We start from the raw sequence: 16936 nt of genomic DNA, 5'->3' as shown, positions 1-16936 counted from the left end.
GCGCCTGGCGGACCGTCGCCACGCCCCGCCGATCGGCTGCTTGCCCGCGGCGGCGTGGATCGGTAAAGGGCGCGGCACTCGGGCGTCCGCGGGCGCTCTTCGCTCTTTCCAGCAGGTAGGCCCATGAAGATCAGCGGCGTGGACATCCGTCCCGGCAACATTCTCGAATATGAAGGCGGCATCTGGCGCGCGGTCAAGATCCAGCACACCCAGCCCGGCAAGGGCGGCGCCTATATGCAGGTCGAGATGAAGAACCTCATCGACGGCCGCAAGACCAACGTCCGCTTCCGCTCGGCCGAAACGGTCGAGCGCGTGCGGCTCGATACCAAGGATTTCCAGTTCCTGTTCGCCGACGGCGACATGCTGACCTTCATGGACAAGGACACGTACGAACAGATCACCCTGCCCAGCGACCTGCTGGGCGACGCCGCCGCCTTCCTTCAGGACGGGATGGACGTGGTGATGGAGCTTCACGACGAAAAGCCGATCAGCGTCCAGTTGCCCGACCAGATCGAAGCCGAAGTGGTCGAGGCCGACGCGGTGGTGAAGGGGCAGACCGCCTCGTCGAGCTACAAGCCGGCGGTGCTCGATAACGGCGTGCGCGTGATGGTGCCGCCACACATCAGCGCGGGCACCCGGATCGTCGTCGACGTCTACGAACAAACCTATGTGAAGCGGGCCGATTGATCATGCGTAGTTTCCCTCTTTTCCTCGCCACCGCGTTCCTTGCCGTCTCGCCGGCGATCGCGCAGGACAAGCCCGCTGCGGCGGCCGAAGCGCCGAGCCAGGAGGACATCAAGAACGCCAGCGATACGCTGAGCCTGCTCGTCAGCGCGCTCAATTCGAAGGAAGTGCCGCAGGAAACCAAGAACGGCCTGTTCGGTTGCCTCTATCAGAATCCGCTCGGCAAGCTGGGCGATGGGCTTTTCAAGACACTTGCCGAAAACAAGGATCTCGACGCCGCCGATCCCACGATCCGGCTGATGGTGCTCGCCAAGATCTGCGGCGCGCCGCTGCCGACCGGGGACAAGGCGGCCGGGGATGCCAAGCCGGCGGCCGGCGCCGCGGGCGCGACCAGCGGCCGCTGACGCGATGGTATCGCATTCGGGCCTCATCACCGTCATGGATCGCGCCGCGCGCAAGGCGGCGCCGCGGCTGCGACGTGATTTCAACGAAGTCCAGCACCTCCAGGTCAGCCGCAAGGGGCCGGCCGATTTCGTTTCGATGGCCGATCAGCGCGCCGAACAGACGCTGTTCGAGGAATTGTCGCGCGCGCGCCCCGATTGGGGCTTCATCATGGAAGAGCGCGGCGAGGTCGAAGGCGATCCCGCCAAGCCGCGTTTCGTGGTCGATCCGTTGGACGGCACCTCCAATTTCCTCCACGGCATCCCCCATTTCGCGATCTCGATTGCGGTCGAGGAGCCGCGCCCGAACGGCACCTGGGAACCGATGGCGGCGCTGGTCTATCAGCCGCTCACCGACGAAAGCTTCTGGGCCGAAAAGGGCAGGGGCGCGTGGGTGCAGGAAAAGCGGCTGCGCGTCTCGGCGCGGCGTGACCTGGCGGATGCGCTGATCGCGACCGGTATTCCGTTTCTCGGCCACGGCGATTTTGCCGAATGGAGCCGCATTTTCGGTGCGGTCGCGCCCGAAGTGGCGGGGATCCGGCGGCTCGGCTCGGCGGCGCTCGATCTCGCCTGGGTCGCCGCGGGCCGGTTCGACGGTTTCTGGGAATCGGACCTTGGCCGCTGGGATGTCGCGGCGGGGCTGTTGCTCGTCAAAGAAGCGGGCGGGTTCGTCACCGATTATCGCGGCGGCGACCGGGCGATCGCGCGTAACGAATTCCTCGCCGCCAACGACGTGCTCCACTCCAAGCTGCACAAACTGATCGCCGCCGCGCTGCGCTGAAGTCTGTTCGGCACCGGCCCGCTGTTTCTCGAACACACTATAACCCGTGCTTAACCCGGCCGGGCTAGCATCGGGCCATGCGCACCGAGCCGATCGTCCAAGCCGAACGTGACGCGTTCCTGCGAACGCAGATCGATGCGGTGTACGGGCTCAACCTGCCGCTGATCGTGATGGATGCGCTCGGCTGCGTCCTCATCGCGAGCTTCTGCTGGAGCGCGGCGACCGCGCCCGCGCTGGGGCTGTGGCTGTCGATCAATGCCGTGGCGATGATGGTGCGCGCCGCGATCGCCTTTGCCTATCGCACCGGGCGGTTGCCGGCGATCGGCACCCGAGGCTGGGCCGCTGCGCTGGTCGCGGGCGCGGCGTTCGACGGGATGATGTGGGGCGCGGCGATCGTCTGGGTGGTCGCGACCGGCAGCGACAATCAGGTGATGGTCGTGATGTGCGTCGCGTTGAGCGCGCTGACGCTGAGCATCGCCAATATCGCGTACTGGCCGGTGTATGCCGCCTTCGCCGCGCCGGTATCGCTTTCGGCCGCGTTCGGCTTCGCGCTCTCCGATCGCTATGGCAGCGTGCTGCTGTCGATCGGCGCGGTCGCAATGACGGCGGCGTTGCTGATGATCAGCCACCGGCTCGCGCGCAGCGTCCTGCGCGCGCAGCGGCTGGCGGTCGATAACCAGCACCTCATCGATTCGCTGGCGCAGCGCAGCCGCGATCTCGAAGAAGCGTGCCGTATTCTCGAGGAGGTGAGCCGCACCGATCCGCTCACCGGCCTCGCCAACCGGCGATCCGGCGATGCCTGTCTGGCACGTGAATGGGCGCGGGCGCAGCGGTACGGCGGCGCGCTCGGCGTCATCGCGATCGATGTCGATCGCTTCAAACGCTATAACGACACCCACGGCCACGCGGAGGGCGATCGCTGTTTGCAGGCGGTGGCGCGGATTATCGCCGAGGCGCCGCGCGGCCCGGCCGACCTCGCGGTGCGCCCGGGCGGCGAGGAATTCATGCTGATCTTTCCGGGCGCGGCGCTCGAAGACCTGCGGCCCATCGCCGAGCGCCTGCGGCGGCGGATCGAGCGCGACACGGCAGCGTCGGCGCTGATGCTGCGCGAAGGCGTGACGGTGAGCCTCGGGCTGGCATCGGTGGAGTCCGCGCCGGGGCTGTCGCCCGACGATCTGGTGCGCGCCGCGGACGCCGCGCTGTACAGCGCCAAGATGAGCGGCCGAAACCGCCTCGCGTGCGCGCCTGCCGGCGAGATCACGGCCGCCGCGGCGGCCTGACGCGCGATCGGAACCGGCGCAACGCACCTAATTGCGAGCGATTCTCAGCGGCTATGGCCTTGCCCCACCCGGGCCATCGTCCTAAAGCCCCGCCACACCTGCCGCCTCACGAGAATGCCCCTTGGTCGACCTGTCGCAATATCTGCCGATCCTGCTGTTCCTCGGCGTCGCGCTCGCGCTTTCGGGCACGTTCGTGTTCCTGCCGATGCTGGTCGGCCGGCTGACGGGCGCGCACAAGCCGTATCCGGAAAAGCTCACCGAATATGAGTGCGGCTTTCCCGCGTTCGAGGATCCGCGCAGCCAGTTCGACGTGCGTTTCTATCTGGTCGCGATCCTGTTCATCATCTTCGATCTCGAAGCCGCGTTCCTCTATCCGTGGGCGGTCTCGGTGTTCGGTCTCGGCTGGACGGCCTGGATCTCGATGATGGTGTTCATCGGCGAGCTGGTGCTCGGCCTCGTCTATGCATGGAAGAAGGGAGCGCTCGATTGGGAGTGAGACCGCAATCTGGCCCCGTCGAGCTGGATCGTAACGCCGGCTCGTCGATCGTCCCGCCCGATCAGACGTATTTCAACGATCTGAACGGCGAACTGACCGACAAGGGCTTTCTCGTCACCTCGACCGAGGATCTGTTCCAGTGGGCGCGGACGGGTTCGCTGTGGTGGATGACATTCGGCCTCGCGTGCTGCGCGGTCGAGATGATCCACGTCAACATGCCGCGCTACGACCTCGAGCGCTTCGGCGCCGCGCCGCGCGCGTCCCCGCGCCAGTCCGACGTGATGATCGTCGCCGGCACGCTGTGCAACAAGATGGCCCCGGCGCTACGTCGCGTTTACGATCAGATGTCGGAACCCAAATACGTCATCTCGATGGGAAGCTGCGCCAATGGCGGCGGCTATTACCATTACAGCTATTCGGTGGTGCGCGGCTGTGATCGGATCGTGCCGGTCGACATCTACGTGCCCGGCTGCCCGCCGACTGCCGAGGCGTTGCTCTATGGCATCATGCAGCTCCAGCGGAAGATTCGCCGCTCGGGCACGATCGAGCGATAATTCCCGATGCTGGCACCTGCTCCCCGCACGCTTTCCAACGACGGCGTGATCGACGCGGCCAAGGCTGCGCTCGGCGACATGATCGTCGATACGCTCGACGCGGTCGGTGAGATCACGCTGACGATCGATCGGCCGCGGCTGATCGACGCGATGATCGGCTTACGCGATACGCCGGGCCTGGAATATCAGCAGCTCATGGAAATCGCCGGAGTCGATTATCCCGATCGCGAGGATCGGTTCGACGTCTGCTATCACCTGCTGTCACTCACGAAGAACCGTCGCCTGCGCGTGCGCGTTACCACCGACGACGTGAAGCCAGTGCCGTCGGTGACGGGTATCTGGCCGGTCGCCGGCTGGCTCGAGCGCGAGGTGTACGACATGTACGGCGTGCTGTTCGAGGGCAATCGCGACCTGCGCCGCATCCTCACCGATTACGGCTTTCGCGGCCATCCGCAGCGCAAGGATTTTCCGCTCTCGGGCTATGTCGAGCTGCGCTATTCGGAAGACGCCAAGCGCGTCGTCTACGAACCGGTCCAGCTTGCGCAGGATTTCCGCACCTTCGATTTCATGAGCCCGTGGGAAGGCGCCGAATATATCCTGCCGGGCGACGAAAAGGCGGCGATGCCCGAGGCGAAGGGCGCGCCCTCGCCGGTGACGGCCGACAAGCTCCAGAAGGCCGATGCGGCCGCGGCGAAGAAGGCGACGCCGAAGGCCAAGACGCCCAAGACGACCGAAAGCCCGGCGCAGACCGGCGAAGGCAAGGCCGAGGCCAAGCCGGCGGCGAAGCGCAAGCCCAGGAAGGTCGATGTGAAGAAGGCGCCCGGCAAGGGGCAGAACCAATGACGCCTCTTTCCCGTTATTTCCTCCCCGGCGAAGGCCGGGGTCCAGTTACGGCCGGCTCGATGCTGGACCCCGGCCTTCGCCGGGGTGGTGCCTTGGGAGATACCCGTGGCTGATTATGTAGAAGAACTCCTCGGCGAGACCGACGCGATCGACCCGACGACGGGCGACGTCGCGATCCAGAACTACACGATCAATTTCGGCCCGCAGCACCCGGCCGCGCACGGCGTGCTGCGGCTGGTGATGGAGTTGGACGGCGAGATCATCGATCGGATCGATCCGCACGTCGGGCTGCTCCATCGCGGCACCGAGAAGCTGATCGAATACAAGACCTACGCGCAGGCGCTGCCCTATCTCGACCGGCTCGATTATTGCTCGCCCTTGTGCATGGAGCACAGCTTCGTGCTCGCGGTCGAAAAGCTGCTCGATCTCGAAGTGCCGCTGCGCGCGCAATATCTGCGTGTGCTGTTCGCCGAGCTGACGCGCATCTCGAACCACATGCTCAACCTCGGCAGCCATGTGATGGACGTCGGCGCGATGACGCCGAACCTGTGGCTGTTCGAGGTGCGCGAAGACTGCATGAACTTCTTCGAGCGCGTGTCGGGCGCGCGGATGCACTCGAACTATTTCCGCGTCGGCGGGGTGCATCAGGATGCACCGCTGAAGCTGCTCGCCGATATCGGGGACTGGCTGGACACGCGATTGCCGCGCTTGTTCGAGGACGCGATCAGCCTGGTCGCCGACAACCGCATCTTCAAGCAGCGCAACGTCGACATCGCGACGGTGAGCCGCGACGACGCGATTGCCTGGGGCTTTTCCGGCCCGATGATCCGCGCGTCCGGCATCCCGTGGGATCTGCGCAAATCGCAACCCTATGACGTCTACGATCGGATGGAGTTCGACGTGCCCGTGGGGACGCGCGGCGATTGTTATGATCGCTTCATGGTGCGCGTCGAGGAGGTTCGCCAGTCGGCGCGGATCATCAAGCAGTGCCTGCGCGAGATGCCCGAAGGCCCGGTGATGACGCTCGACCGCAAGGTAGCGCCGCCCCGGCGCGCCGAGATGAAGCGCTCGATGGAAGCACTGATCCATCACTTCAAGCTGTTCACCGAAGGCTATCACGTCCCCGCGGGCGAGGTGTACGTCGCGACCGAAAGCCCCAAGGGCGAGTTCGGCGTCTATCTGGTCGCCGACGGCAGCAACAAGCCCTATCGCTGCAAGCTGCGCCCGACCGCGTTCAGCCATTTGCAGGCGATGGACTTCATGTCGAAGGGCCACATGCTGGCCGATACGACCGCGATCCTCTCCGCGATCGACGTCGTGTTCGGGGAGTGTGACCGGTGAGGCTGTCGTGGTGGAACAGCGGCATTAAGGTGACATGGGCGCGTGCTCCACTATGGTGGAAAGCGTCGACTGGCCTCGCAATTGCCGCGTGGCTCATTCTGGTGACGGCGAACGTCGATCCCGAAATTCAGATAATTTGTTTTGCCGTGATCTTTTTCGCTGGCCTGTCTGGTGCCGTGATCGGCCTACGACAGAACGGAATTCAACTGAGCAGAACGAAGAGCAGCAAGACAGATGGCTGAATCTCCGCACCTTCCACCCGAAGATGAGGTCCGCGCGCGCTGGGGCGCGTTCGCGTGGACCGACGAGAATGCGCGCAAGGCCAAGGAAATCATCGCCCGCTATCCGCCGGGTCGCGCGCAATCGGCGTCGCTGCCGTTGCTCGATCTCGCGCAGCGCCAGGTCGGCGCCGAGACCAAGACGCAAGGCTGGCTCCCCGTGCCGGTGATCGAGTTCGTAGCGCGCGAGATCGGCGTACCGTACATGCGCGTGTTCGAGGTCGTGACCTTCTACACGATGTTCAACATGGTGCCGGTGGGCCGCTATCATGTGCAGGTCTGCGGGACGACGCCGTGCATGTTGCGCGGGTCGGACGACGTGCTCGCCGCGTGCCGCAATCACGGGCTTTCCAAGGGCAAGACCACGCCCGACGGGCTGTTCACGCTGACCGAGGTCGAATGCCTGGGCGCGTGCACCAACGCGCCGATGGTCCAGATCAACGACGATAATTACGAAGATCTCGACTACGACAAGATGACCGCGATCCTCGATGCGCTGGCGCAGGGGCAAACGCCCAAGCCCGGCCCTCAGAACGCCCGTCAGACGAGCTGCCCCGAAGGCGGGCCGACGACGCTCAAGGATATGGTTTCGGAAAATCACGATTATCGGGGCGAATGGGCATGAACCTGCTGATCGCCATCGTCGCGGCGGTGATCGCCGTCATCGTGCTGATCGCGGTGCTCAAGATCGCGTTCGGGATGATCGTGCTCGGGATCGGCCTCGCGGTCGCGGTGGCAGCCTATTTCGGCGCGGAAAAGCTGATCGGGAAGGGGCGCTAGGATGCTTGCCGACAAGGACCGCATCTTCACCAACCTCTACGGTTTCCAGCCGTGGAACATCGGCGCGGCGATGAAGCGTGGCGATTGGGACAATACCAAAAAGCTGCTCGAGATCGGCCCCGACGCGATCATCGACGCGATCAAGGCATCGGGCCTGCGCGGCCGCGGCGGCGCGGGCTTCCCCACCGGCATGAAGTGGAGCTTCATGCCCAAGGAACCGCGCGCCGATCGGCCCAATTTCCTCGTCATCAACGCCGACGAATCCGAGCCCGGTTCGTGCAAGGATCGCGAGATCATCCGCCACGATCCGCACAAGCTGATCGAAGGCGCACTGGTCGCCGGCTTCGCGATGCGCGCGCGGGCGGCCTACATCTATATCCGCGGTGAGTTCATCCGTGAGGCGGAAACGCTCTTCGCCGCCGTCGCCGAGGCCTATGGCAAGGGCTTCCTCGGCAAGAACGCGTGCGGCTCGGGCTATGATTTCGACGTCTTCGTCCATCGCGGCGCGGGCGCATACATTTGCGGCGAAGAGACCGCGATGCTCGAAAGCCTCGAGGGCAAGAAGGGCCAGCCGCGCCTCAAGCCGCCGTTCCCGGCGGGGGCGGGGCTCTACGGCTGCCCGACGACGGTCAACAACGTCGAATCGATCGCGGTGACGCCGACGATCCTCAGGCGCGGCGCGGCGTGGTTTTCCTCGATCGGTAACGAGAACAACAAGGGCACCAAGCTCTTTCAGATCTCGGGCCATGTGAACACGCCGTGCGTGGTCGAGGAAGCGATGGGCATTCCCTTCCGCGACCTGATCGAGAAGCACGCCGGCGGGATTCGTGGCGGCTGGGACAATTTGCTCGCGGTGATCCCCGGCGGCTCCTCGGTGCCACTAGTGCCCGCCGAGCAGATCATGGACGCGCCGATGGATTTCGACGGGCTGAAAGCGCTCGGCTCCGGCCTCGGCACTGCGGCGGTGATTGTGATGGACAAGTCGACCGACATCGTTCGCGCGATCAGTCGCATCTCGCATTTCTACAAGCACGAGAGTTGCGGCCAGTGCACCCCGTGCCGTGAAGGCACCGGCTGGATGTGGCGCGTGATGGAGCGGCTGCGCACCGGAGACGCCGAGGCAAGCGAGATCGACACGCTGTTCCAGGTCACCAAGCAGGTCGAGGGCCACACGATCTGCGCCCTGGGCGACGCGGCCGCCTGGCCGATCCAGGGCCTGATCCGCCACTTCCGCCCCGAACTCGAACGCCGCATCGCCGAGCGCGGGCGCGATGAGGCGACGCCGATGCAGGAGGCGGCGGAGTGATATGGTGGCGTGCGACAGTTGAGAAGCTGTTTGCCGATGGTCGGTGAAGGCCTCGTTGTTGAGCGTTATTGCGTTGATTGGCGGTAGTATTGCGAGCCAGGTCGCTTGTGCGGCAGAAGTCGACGAATCATCAGTCGAGGCTCAAAAGGCGGGTGCTGCTTTCGTTGCTTGCGTAGTGGAGCGCTCGTCGAGCAAACGGGTTCACGAGTTGCTTGATCTTCGCAGGATCGCCAGGATGGTTTCAGCGCCGCAACGCGTATTTGGCGCGCTTCATCGTATGTGATAATCTCTTGAAATCATGACGATCGCGCGATTCATTCGCGGAAGGGCGTCGATGGGGGAAGGGGAGATGTCACGATGAATGTGCGTAAGATGATCGGGACAGTGCTTGGCGCGACGGCAATGTGCTTCGCCAGTTCGGCGGCGTGGGCACAAAGTTCGGGCGGAATCACCTATTCGAGGCCGCCGAGCGCCGATGCGCCGGCAGCGAGCGCTTCCATCAAAAACCGTAAGGCGCAACTCGACCCGAAGCGAGATACGCCCGAATCGTTCGCGACCTATCAGCTTATGCTCGCCTATGGGAAATGCGCAGCGGGCCTCGGCAACGATTTCGTTTCAGGCATACTGGGCAGTCCGGCCGAATCTCGAACGGAGAAGCACGATCTGGTCGAGCTTCAGCAACGGGTGAGTTCGTGCAAGCGGACGGGGCTGACTAACGTCATGTCGCTTCAGCGGGGCGTTCTCGCCGAGGGGATGTACCGGCGCGCAAACGAAACAGCCCCCAAGCTGCCGAGCTATGGCGCGGCGAAGCCCGAATACCAGCAGTTCATCGATCTGGAGAACAAGCGAAATCACCTCCGGAGCGCGGCCGACCAGACGATGATATCGGCGACCGATTGCCTCGTCGCGCAACAGCCCGCCATCGCCGATCGGGTGCTGCGTACCGAGCACGGTTCCGATGCCGAATCGAGCGCGATGGATTCGCTGTTCGCTTATGCGTCGAAATGCGCCGGGCCGAAGCGCCCCGAAGCGCTGAGCCGATCGTTTCTGCGCGCGTTCGTTGCCGACTCGATGTATCAGTATACGAAATGGAGCGCGCAGCGAGTATCCGCATCGAAGGATTGAGGTGCCGCCACCACGGTGGCGTGCCTTCTTATGGGCCGATCGGACCGTTCCCATCGGTCGCTGCGGCATGAGCGGTAGCAGGCGCTGTGCGTAGATGTTTCGGGTGGTCTCGCGACAAAACTTTTGGTTTAGCCCTTGCCCTTGCGCGGGCGGTGCGGCATCGCGCACCGCATTGACGGGCTGATCGAGACGGACTGCACCAGCCGATCCCCTCCAGCCCGGCTGACGATGATTGTCGAGGACGGCTCCGCAGTGCCCAAGGTCAAAGTTGATGGCGTCGAGATCGAGGTGCCGCAGGGCGCCACCGTACTGCAAGCGTGCGAGCTTGCGGGCAAGGAGATTCCGCGCTTCTGCTATCACGAACGCCTGTCGATCGCGGGCAATTGCCGGATGTGCCTCGTCGAGGTGAAGCCGGGGCCACCCAAGCCGCAGGCGAGTTGCGCGCTCCCCGCCGCCGACAATCAGGAGATCTTCACCACCACGCCGATGGTCAAGGCTGCGCGCGAAGGCGTGATGGAGTTCCTGCTCATCAACCACCCGCTCGATTGCCCGATTTGCGATCAGGGCGGCGAGTGCGACCTCCAGGATCAGGCGATGGCCTATGGCCGCGGCCATTCGCGCTTCGAGGAGAACAAGCGCGCGGTCACCGAAAAATACATGGGCCCGATCATCAAGACGGTGATGACGCGCTGCATCCAGTGCACGCGCTGCGTCCGTTTTGCCGAGGAAGTCGCGGGCATCGAGGATATCGGCGCGATCGGGCGCGGCGAGGACATGCAGATCACGACCTATCTCGAACGCGCCTACAAGAGCGAGCTTTCGGGCAACGTGATCGATCTGTGCCCGGTGGGGGCGCTGACATCGCGGCCCTATGCCTTCGAGGCGCGGCCGTGGGAATTGACCAAAACGCTGACGATCGACGTGATGGACGCGGTCGGGACGAACATCCGGCTCGACAGTCGCGGGCGGCAGGTGCTTCGCGCGCTGCCGCGCGTCAACGACGACGTCAACGAGGAATGGGCGACCGACAAGACGCGTCACGCGGTTGACGGGCTCGTGCGCCGGCGGCTCGACCAGCCGTATATCCGCAAGGACGGCAAGCTGGTGGCCGCGACGTGGGACGAGGCGTTCGCGAAAATCGCCGAGGTTGGCAAAAGTGCAGCGGGCAGTGTGGCCGCGATTCACGGCGATCTGGTCGATTGCGAAACGCTGTTTGCCGCGAAAATGCTGTTGAAATCGATGGGGTCCTCGCTGCTCGAAGGGCGGCAGACCGGCATGGCTTACGATACGTCGAGCCTCGCCGCGGTCAATTTCAACACCACGATCGCGGGCGCTGAAGAGGCCGACGCGATCCTGCTGGTGGGCACCGATCTGCGCTGGGAAGCGTCGTTGGTGAACACCCGGATCAGGAAGGCGATCAAGAAGGGCGCCAAGGTGTTCGCGATCGGCCCCGAGACCGACTTGACCTACAAGGTCGAGTGGCTGGGCGACGATCTGGCGCTGCTCGGCAAGCTGCCCAAGGCGGTGAAGGACGCGTTCAAGGATGCGGCCAGGCCGATGGTGATCGTCGGCGGCGCGGCGCTGAAGGGCGGGCACGGCGCGGCGCTCAAGCTCGCCAAGACGTTCAAGCTGGTGCGCGCGCTCGAAGACGGGCGTGTGTGGAACGGCTTCAACGTCGTCCATATGGGTGCGGCGCGGATGGGCGGGTTGATGCTCGGCTATGCGCAAAAGGGCGGCATCGCCGACGTGATCGCGGCCGCGCCGAAACTGGTGTTCTTCCTCGGTGCGGACGAAACGGATTTTTCGGCGTTCGACAAGAGCTTCAAGGTCTTCATCGGCCATCATGGCGATCGCGGCGCGCATCATGCCGACGTGGTGCTGCCGGGCGCGAGCTATGCCGAGAAATCGGGGACGTGGGTCAATCTCGAAGGCCGCGTCCAGCGCGGCGAGCGCGCGGTATTCCCGCCGGGCGATGCCCGCGACGACTGGACGATCCTGCGCGCGCTGTCCGAAGTGATGGGGCACACGCTGCCGTTCGATACGATCGAGGAGTTGCGCGCCGACATGGGCGACGACGTGCCCGCGCTCGCGACCGAGGGGCTCAAGGCGTTCGAATGGAACCCACCGGCGCTCGACGACAAGGGCGAGGGGCGGATCGAGAGCTATCCGATCAAGGATTTCTATCTCACCAACGCCATCTGCCGCGCCAGCCCGACGATGCAGCGCTGCTCGGCGGAATTGCTTCACGGCGAGGAATTTGCGGAGGCGGCGGAGTGAAGCGCAAAATCATCACCGCTTCCCCGGCGAAGGCCGGGGGCCAGCTACGACCGGCCCGCAACTGGGCCCCGACCTTCGCCGGGGAGGGAATTAAGCAATGACCGCCTGGTTCGAAACCTGGGGCATGCCCTATGGCTGGGCGTGGTTCGTCGCCACGATCATCGGCATCCTCGTGATCGCGCTGCCGCTGATGCTGGCGGTGGCGATGATCATCTATGCCGATCGCAAGATCTGGGCAGCGATGGCGTTGCGGCGTGGGCCGAACGTGGTCGGGCCGCTCGGGCTGCTCCAGAGCTTCGCCGACGGCTTGAAGGTGTTCCTCCAGGAAACGATCATCCCGTCGGCCGCGAACAAGGGGCTGTTCCTGCTGGCGCCGATCATCACCTTCACCGTGGCGCTGATCGTATGGGCGGTGATCCCGTTTCAGGCGGGCGTGGTGCTTGCCAACATCAATGTCGGGCTGTTGTACGTGCTCGCGGCGTCGTCGCTCGGCGTTTACGGCGTGATCATCGCGGGCTGGGCCTCCAACTCCAAATATCCTTTCTTTTCGGCGCTGCGTGCGGCGGCGCAGATGGTGAGCTACGAAGTCTCGATCGGGTTCGTCCTGATCTCGGTGGTGCTGTGGGCGGGGACGTTCAACCTGAGCGGCATCGTCGAAGCGCAGCAAGGGCTGTACGGCTTCGTCAACGGCTTCGCGTTCAACCCGCTGCTGTTCCCGATGGCGGTGATATTCTTCATTTCGTCGCTGGCCGAAACCGCGCGCACGCCGTTCGACCTGACCGAGGCAGAAAGCGAGCTGGTCGCCGGCTATCAGACCGAATATTCGTCGATGAGCTTCGCGCTCTACTGGCTCGGCGAATATGCCAACGTGCTGCTGATGTGCACGCTCAACGCGGTGCTGTTCTGGGGCGGGTATCTGCCGCCGTTCGATTGGGCGCCGCTTTACTGGGTGCCCGGAATCCTCTGGCTGTTCGCCAAGATCCTGTTCTTCTTCTTCGTCTTTTCGTGGGTGAAGGCGACGGTGCCGCGCTATCGGTACGACCAGCTCATGCGGCTGGGGTGGAAGATATTCCTGCCGGTGTCGCTGTTCTGGATCTTTCTCGTTTCCGGGTTCCTGATGCTGACCCGCGTTGGAGTTCCGTCATGAGCATCTCTCAAACCCTCAAAGCATACACGCTGTGGGAGTTCATCGGCGCGCACTGGACGACGCTGAAATACTTCTTCAAGCCCAAGGCGACGATCAACTATCCGTTCGAGAAGAACCCGATCTCGCCGCGGTTCCGGGGCGAGCATGCGCTGCGCCGCTATCCCAACGGCGAGGAGCGCTGCATCGCGTGCAAATTGTGCGAGGCGATCTGCCCCGCGCAGGCGATCACGATCGAGGCCGAGCCACGCGACGACGGCAGCCGACGCACCACGCGCTACGATATCGACATGACCAAGTGCATCTATTGCGGCCTGTGCCAGGAAGCGTGCCCGGTCGATGCGATCGTCGAGGGGCCGAACTTCGAATTCGCCACCGAAACCCGCGAGGAACTGATCTACGATAAGGCAAAGCTGCTCGATAATGGCGATCGGTGGGAACGTGCGATTGCCGCGAACCTTGCCGCCGATGCGCCCTACCGTTAAGCGCAACCGACTTTTCAGGGGCCTTGTGATTCAGTGATTCAAGCAATCGCCTTCTATCTGTTCGCGATCGTCGTCATCGCCGCTGCCGCGATGACGATTTCCGCGCGCAACCCGGTGCATTCGGTGCTGTGGCTGATCCTCGCCTTCTTCAACGCGGCCGGGCTGATGGTGCTGATGGGCGCCGAGTTCATCGCGATGCTGCTCGTCATCGTCTACGTGGGCGCGGTCGCGGTGCTGTTCCTGTTCGTGGTGATGATGCTCGATATCGATTTCGCCGAATTCCGCGCCGGCTTCGTCCGCTATCTGCCCGTGGGGCTGGCGCTGGCGGTACTGCTCGTGGTCGAGATCATATTCTACGGTTTCGCGGTATGGCAGACCGACAGCCTGCAACTCGCGCGCCGGGTCGCGCCGACGCCCGAGAGCGTGCCCAACATCCAGGCGATCGGCGATCTGCTCTACACGCGCTATCTGTTCGTGTTCGAAGGCGCGGGGCTGGTGCTGCTGGTCGCGATGATCGGCGCGATCGTGCTGACGCAGCGCCAGCGCGGGGGCACGCGGCCGCAGAATATCGCGCGCCAGAATGCGCGGCGGCCGTGGGAAGCGATCCGTAAGGTTCAACCGCCCGTGGGGCAGGGGGTGGAGCTGTGATCGGCCTCACGCATTATATCGTCGTCGGCGCCATCCTGTTCACGATGGGGGTGCTCGGCATCTTTCTCAACCGCAAGAACATCATCGTCATCCTGATGGCGATCGAGCTGATCCTGCTCGCGGTGAACATCAATCTCGTCGCCTTCTCGGCCGCGCTGGACGATCTGGTGGGGCAGGTGTTCGCGATGTTCGTGCTGACGGTCGCGGCCGGCGAAGCGGCGGTCGGGCTCGCGATCCTGGTGATCTATTTCCGCGGCCGCGGCACGATCGCGGTCGACGACGTCAACCGGATGAAGGGGTGATGCCGGTGTCCTGTTCCGTCATCCCAGCGAAGGCTGGGATCTATGTCTCTAGCGGGTGGCACATCGGCCAGTCATGGGCCCCAGCCTTCGCTGGGGTGACGCGTTGGGGGGCGACCGCGTGACCTCGACCTTCATCCTTCTCATCGTTTTCCTGCCGCTGCTCGCGGCGGTGATCGCCGGGCTCGGCAATCGCGCGCTCGGCAATGTCGCGGCGAAGACCGTGACGACGGGCGCGCTGTTCGTTGCGTGCGCGCTGTCATGGCCGATCTTCTTTTCGTATCTCGCGGGCACGGCGACCGCGACCGTGGTGCCGGTGTTCGACTGGATCAATTCAGGCAGCATGCACATCGGCTGGGCGCTGCGCGTCGATGCGCTGACGGCGGTGATGCTCGTCGTCGTCACCACCGTCTCGGCGCTCGTCCACCTCTATAGCTGGGGCTATATGGAGGAAGACCCGGATCAGCCGCGGTTCTTCGCCTATCTGTCGCTTTTCACTTTCGCGATGCTGATGCTGGTGACCGCCGATAACATCGTCCAGATGTTCTTCGGCTGGGAAGGCGTGGGGCTGGCGAGCTATCTGCTGATCGGCTTCTGGTTCAAGAAGCCCAGCGCCAATGCCGCCGCGATCAAGGCGTTCGTCGTCAACCGCGTCGGCGATCTGGGCTTCATGCTCGGTATCTTCGGCACCTATCTGGTGTTCAACACCATCTCGATCCCCGAGATCCTCGCCGCCGCGCCGAACATGGCGGGATCCACGATCGGCTTCCTGTGGTTTCGCGCCGACACGATGACGGTGCTCTGCCTGCTGCTGTTCGTCGGCGCGATGGGCAAATCGGCGCAACTCGGCCTGCACACCTGGTTGCCGGACGCGATGGAGGGCCCGACCCCGGTCTCCGCGCTGATCCATGCCGCGACGATGGTGACGGCGGGCGTGTTCATGGTGTGCCGCCTGTCGCCGATGTTCGAGGCGAGCCCGACCGCGCTGGGCGTCGTCACCTTCATCGGCGCGGCGACCTGCCTGTTCGCCGCAACGATCGGCTGCGTCCAGACCGACATCAAGCGCGTGATTGCCTATTCGACCTGTAGCCAACTCGGCTACATGTTCTTCGCCGCGGGCGTGGGCGCGTTCGGCGGGGCGATGTTCCACCTGTTCACGCACGCCTTCTTCAAGGCGCTGCTGTTCCTGTGCGCCGGCTCCGTGATCGTGGCGATGCACCACGAGCAGGACATGCGTTTCTACGGCGGCCTCAGGAAGCGTATCCCGGTGACCTTCTGGGCGATGGTCGCAGGAACGCTTGCGATCACCGGCGTCGGCCTGCCCGGCATCGGGGGCCTGCCGGCGTTCGGCTTTGCAGGCTTCCATTCGAAGGACGCGGTGCTCGAGGCGAGCTTCGCGTCGGGCTATGGCGGCGAGATCGCGTGGTGGGTCGGCACCTTCGCCGCGTTGCTGACGAGTTTCTATTCGTGGCGGCTGATCTTCCTGACCTTCTTCGGCAAGCCGCGCTGGGTGGAATCCGAGCATATCCAGCACGCGCTGCACGATGAGCATCACGGGGCGCATCACGGCGACGGCGCGCACGGCCACGAGAACGAGGCGGGGACGGGCGGCTATCGGCCGCACGAAAGCCCGCTGTCGATCCTGATCCCGCTGGTCCTGCTGTCGGTAGGCGCGGTGGCAGCGGGCTATGCGTTCCAGAATTACTTCATCGCGCCCGACGCGGGCGAAACCTTCTGGAAGGGCGCGCTCTATCATTCGGAGCATCTGATGCACGCGATGCACGAGGTGCCCGTCTGGGTGAAGCTGGGGCCGACGATCGTGATGCTGATCGGGCTCTACGTCGCCTGGCTCGCGTATATCCGCAAGACCGACATTCCGGCGCATACGGCGAAGGCGTTCGAGCCGGTCTACCGGTTCCTGCTCAACAAATGGTATGTCGACGAACTCTACGACCTATTGTTCGTCCGTCCTGCCTTTGCGATCGGGCGCCTGTTCTGGAAGCGCGGCGACGAGGGGACGATCGATCGGCTCGGCCCTAACGGGATCGCAGCGGTGATCGACGGCGGCAGCCGCGTCGCCGGGCGGTTGCAGAGCGGTTATGTCTACACCTACGCTTTCGTCATGCTGATCGGGCTCACCGCCGCGGTCACCTGGGCGATCGCGGGCTGAGCGGG

At 64.4% G+C, this 16936-nt stretch carries 19 protein-coding genes; all 19 read left to right on the top strand.

Going from position 1 to position 16936, the window contains the following annotated elements; genetic code table 11:
• Positions 1–123 precede the first annotated feature (123 nt).
• The 19 genes from efp (at position 124) to nuoL (ending at position 16931) form a co-directional block, all read left to right on the top strand.
• Positions 124–687, top strand: coding sequence for an elongation factor P (gene efp / locus DFR49_RS05785; RefSeq protein ID WP_119034716.1), 564 nt, complete (start codon positions 124–126; stop codon positions 685–687).
• Between the two features lie 2 nt (positions 688–689).
• On the top strand, positions 690–1088 hold the full coding sequence (locus DFR49_RS05780; RefSeq protein ID WP_119034715.1) for a hypothetical protein: 399 nt from the start codon (positions 690–692) through the stop codon (positions 1086–1088).
• Positions 1089–1092: 4 nt separating this feature from the next.
• Positions 1093–1905: an inositol monophosphatase family protein gene (locus DFR49_RS05775; protein WP_119034714.1), complete on the top strand. Its 813-nt coding sequence runs from the start codon at positions 1093–1095 to the stop codon at positions 1903–1905.
• Positions 1906–1982: 77 nt separating this feature from the next.
• Positions 1983–3185, top strand: coding sequence for a GGDEF domain-containing protein (locus DFR49_RS05770; RefSeq protein ID WP_119034713.1), 1203 nt, complete (start codon positions 1983–1985; stop codon positions 3183–3185).
• Positions 3186–3306: 121 nt separating this feature from the next.
• Positions 3307–3681, top strand: coding sequence for an NADH-quinone oxidoreductase subunit A (locus DFR49_RS05765; RefSeq protein ID WP_119034712.1), 375 nt, complete (start codon positions 3307–3309; stop codon positions 3679–3681).
• Positions 3651–4235, top strand: a complete 585-nt coding sequence (locus DFR49_RS05760) for a NuoB/complex I 20 kDa subunit family protein (RefSeq protein WP_425454913.1) — start codon at positions 3651–3653, stop codon at positions 4233–4235. The genes DFR49_RS05765 and DFR49_RS05760 overlap by 31 nt, the downstream gene beginning before the upstream one ends.
• Before the next feature lie 6 nt (positions 4236–4241).
• Positions 4242–5078, top strand: a complete 837-nt coding sequence (locus DFR49_RS05755) for an NADH-quinone oxidoreductase subunit C (protein WP_119034711.1) — start codon at positions 4242–4244, stop codon at positions 5076–5078.
• Positions 5079–5183: 105 nt separating this feature from the next.
• A complete protein-coding gene (locus DFR49_RS05750) occupies positions 5184–6419 on the top strand; it encodes an NADH-quinone oxidoreductase subunit D (RefSeq protein WP_119034710.1) in 1236 nt (411 codons plus the stop codon).
• A complete protein-coding gene (locus DFR49_RS21675; RefSeq protein ID WP_147373656.1) occupies positions 6416–6661 on the top strand; it encodes a hypothetical protein in 246 nt (81 codons plus the stop codon). Before DFR49_RS05750 ends, DFR49_RS21675 begins: the two co-directional genes overlap by 4 nt.
• Positions 6654–7322 carry a complex I 24 kDa subunit family protein gene (locus DFR49_RS05745; RefSeq protein ID WP_119034709.1) on the top strand — a complete coding sequence of 223 codons (669 nt, stop codon included), beginning with the start codon at positions 6654–6656 and terminating at the stop codon, positions 7320–7322. Before DFR49_RS21675 ends, DFR49_RS05745 begins: the two co-directional genes overlap by 8 nt.
• A complete protein-coding gene (locus DFR49_RS21885) occupies positions 7319–7477 on the top strand; it encodes a hypothetical protein (RefSeq protein WP_170150863.1) in 159 nt (52 codons plus the stop codon). Before DFR49_RS05745 ends, DFR49_RS21885 begins: the two co-directional genes overlap by 4 nt.
• Before the next feature lies 1 nt (position 7478).
• Positions 7479–8783, top strand: a complete 1305-nt coding sequence (gene nuoF, locus DFR49_RS05740; protein ID WP_119034708.1) for an NADH-quinone oxidoreductase subunit NuoF — start codon at positions 7479–7481, stop codon at positions 8781–8783.
• A 357-nt stretch (positions 8784–9140) separates the two neighbouring features.
• The gene (locus DFR49_RS05735) at positions 9141–9908 is read left to right on the top strand and encodes a hypothetical protein (protein WP_119034707.1); all 768 of its coding nucleotides are present in this window, start codon (positions 9141–9143) and stop codon (positions 9906–9908) included.
• Positions 9909–10160: 252 nt separating this feature from the next.
• Positions 10161–12185 (top strand): NADH-quinone oxidoreductase subunit NuoG, encoded by a 2025-nt coding sequence (gene nuoG, locus DFR49_RS05730; RefSeq protein ID WP_119035284.1) that lies wholly within the window; start codon positions 10161–10163, stop codon positions 12183–12185.
• A gap of 97 nt (positions 12186–12282) precedes the next feature.
• Positions 12283–13332, top strand: a complete 1050-nt coding sequence (gene nuoH, locus DFR49_RS05725; RefSeq protein ID WP_119034706.1) for an NADH-quinone oxidoreductase subunit NuoH — start codon at positions 12283–12285, stop codon at positions 13330–13332.
• A complete protein-coding gene (nuoI, locus tag DFR49_RS05720) occupies positions 13329–13814 on the top strand; it encodes an NADH-quinone oxidoreductase subunit NuoI (protein ID WP_119034705.1) in 486 nt (161 codons plus the stop codon). The genes nuoH and nuoI overlap by 4 nt, the downstream gene beginning before the upstream one ends.
• A 33-nt stretch (positions 13815–13847) precedes the next feature.
• Positions 13848–14462 (top strand): NADH-quinone oxidoreductase subunit J, encoded by a 615-nt coding sequence (locus tag DFR49_RS05715; RefSeq protein ID WP_119034704.1) that lies wholly within the window; start codon positions 13848–13850, stop codon positions 14460–14462.
• Positions 14459–14764, top strand: a complete 306-nt coding sequence (gene nuoK, locus DFR49_RS05710) for an NADH-quinone oxidoreductase subunit NuoK (protein ID WP_119034703.1) — start codon at positions 14459–14461, stop codon at positions 14762–14764. Before DFR49_RS05715 ends, nuoK begins: the two co-directional genes overlap by 4 nt.
• A gap of 118 nt (positions 14765–14882) precedes the next feature.
• Positions 14883–16931, top strand: coding sequence for an NADH-quinone oxidoreductase subunit L (nuoL, locus tag DFR49_RS05705; protein WP_245968257.1), 2049 nt, complete (start codon positions 14883–14885; stop codon positions 16929–16931).
• Positions 16932–16936 lie beyond the last annotated feature (5 nt).

The sequence above is a fragment of the Hephaestia caeni genome (assembly GCF_003550065.1).
Lineage (GTDB): Bacteria > Pseudomonadota > Alphaproteobacteria > Sphingomonadales > Sphingomonadaceae > Sphingomonas > Sphingomonas caeni_A.
Note: the sequence above shows the minus strand (reverse complement) of the source record. Positions and strands in the feature narration are given on the sequence as shown.

Coding starts and splice junctions, on each gene's coding strand:
- nuoF (WP_119034708.1), top strand. CDS start 7,479: ATGCTTGCCGACAAGGACCGCATCTTCACCAACCTCTACGGTTTCCAG.
- DFR49_RS21885 (WP_170150863.1), top strand. CDS start 7,319: ATGAACCTGCTGATCGCCATCGTCGCGGCGGTGATCGCCGTCATCGTG.
- DFR49_RS05770 (WP_119034713.1), top strand. CDS start 1,983: ATGCGCACCGAGCCGATCGTCCAAGCCGAACGTGACGCGTTCCTGCGA.
- DFR49_RS05745 (WP_119034709.1), top strand. CDS start 6,654: ATGGCTGAATCTCCGCACCTTCCACCCGAAGATGAGGTCCGCGCGCGC.
- DFR49_RS05735 (WP_119034707.1), top strand. CDS start 9,141: ATGAATGTGCGTAAGATGATCGGGACAGTGCTTGGCGCGACGGCAATG.
- nuoI (WP_119034705.1), top strand. CDS start 13,329: ATGAGCATCTCTCAAACCCTCAAAGCATACACGCTGTGGGAGTTCATC.
- nuoH (WP_119034706.1), top strand. CDS start 12,283: ATGACCGCCTGGTTCGAAACCTGGGGCATGCCCTATGGCTGGGCGTGG.
- DFR49_RS05760 (WP_425454913.1), top strand. CDS start 3,651: ATGGAAGAAGGGAGCGCTCGATTGGGAGTGAGACCGCAATCTGGCCCC.
- DFR49_RS05755 (WP_119034711.1), top strand. CDS start 4,242: ATGCTGGCACCTGCTCCCCGCACGCTTTCCAACGACGGCGTGATCGAC.
- DFR49_RS05775 (WP_119034714.1), top strand. CDS start 1,093: ATGGTATCGCATTCGGGCCTCATCACCGTCATGGATCGCGCCGCGCGC.
- DFR49_RS05780 (WP_119034715.1), top strand. CDS start 690: ATGCGTAGTTTCCCTCTTTTCCTCGCCACCGCGTTCCTTGCCGTCTCG.
- efp (WP_119034716.1), top strand. CDS start 124: ATGAAGATCAGCGGCGTGGACATCCGTCCCGGCAACATTCTCGAATAT.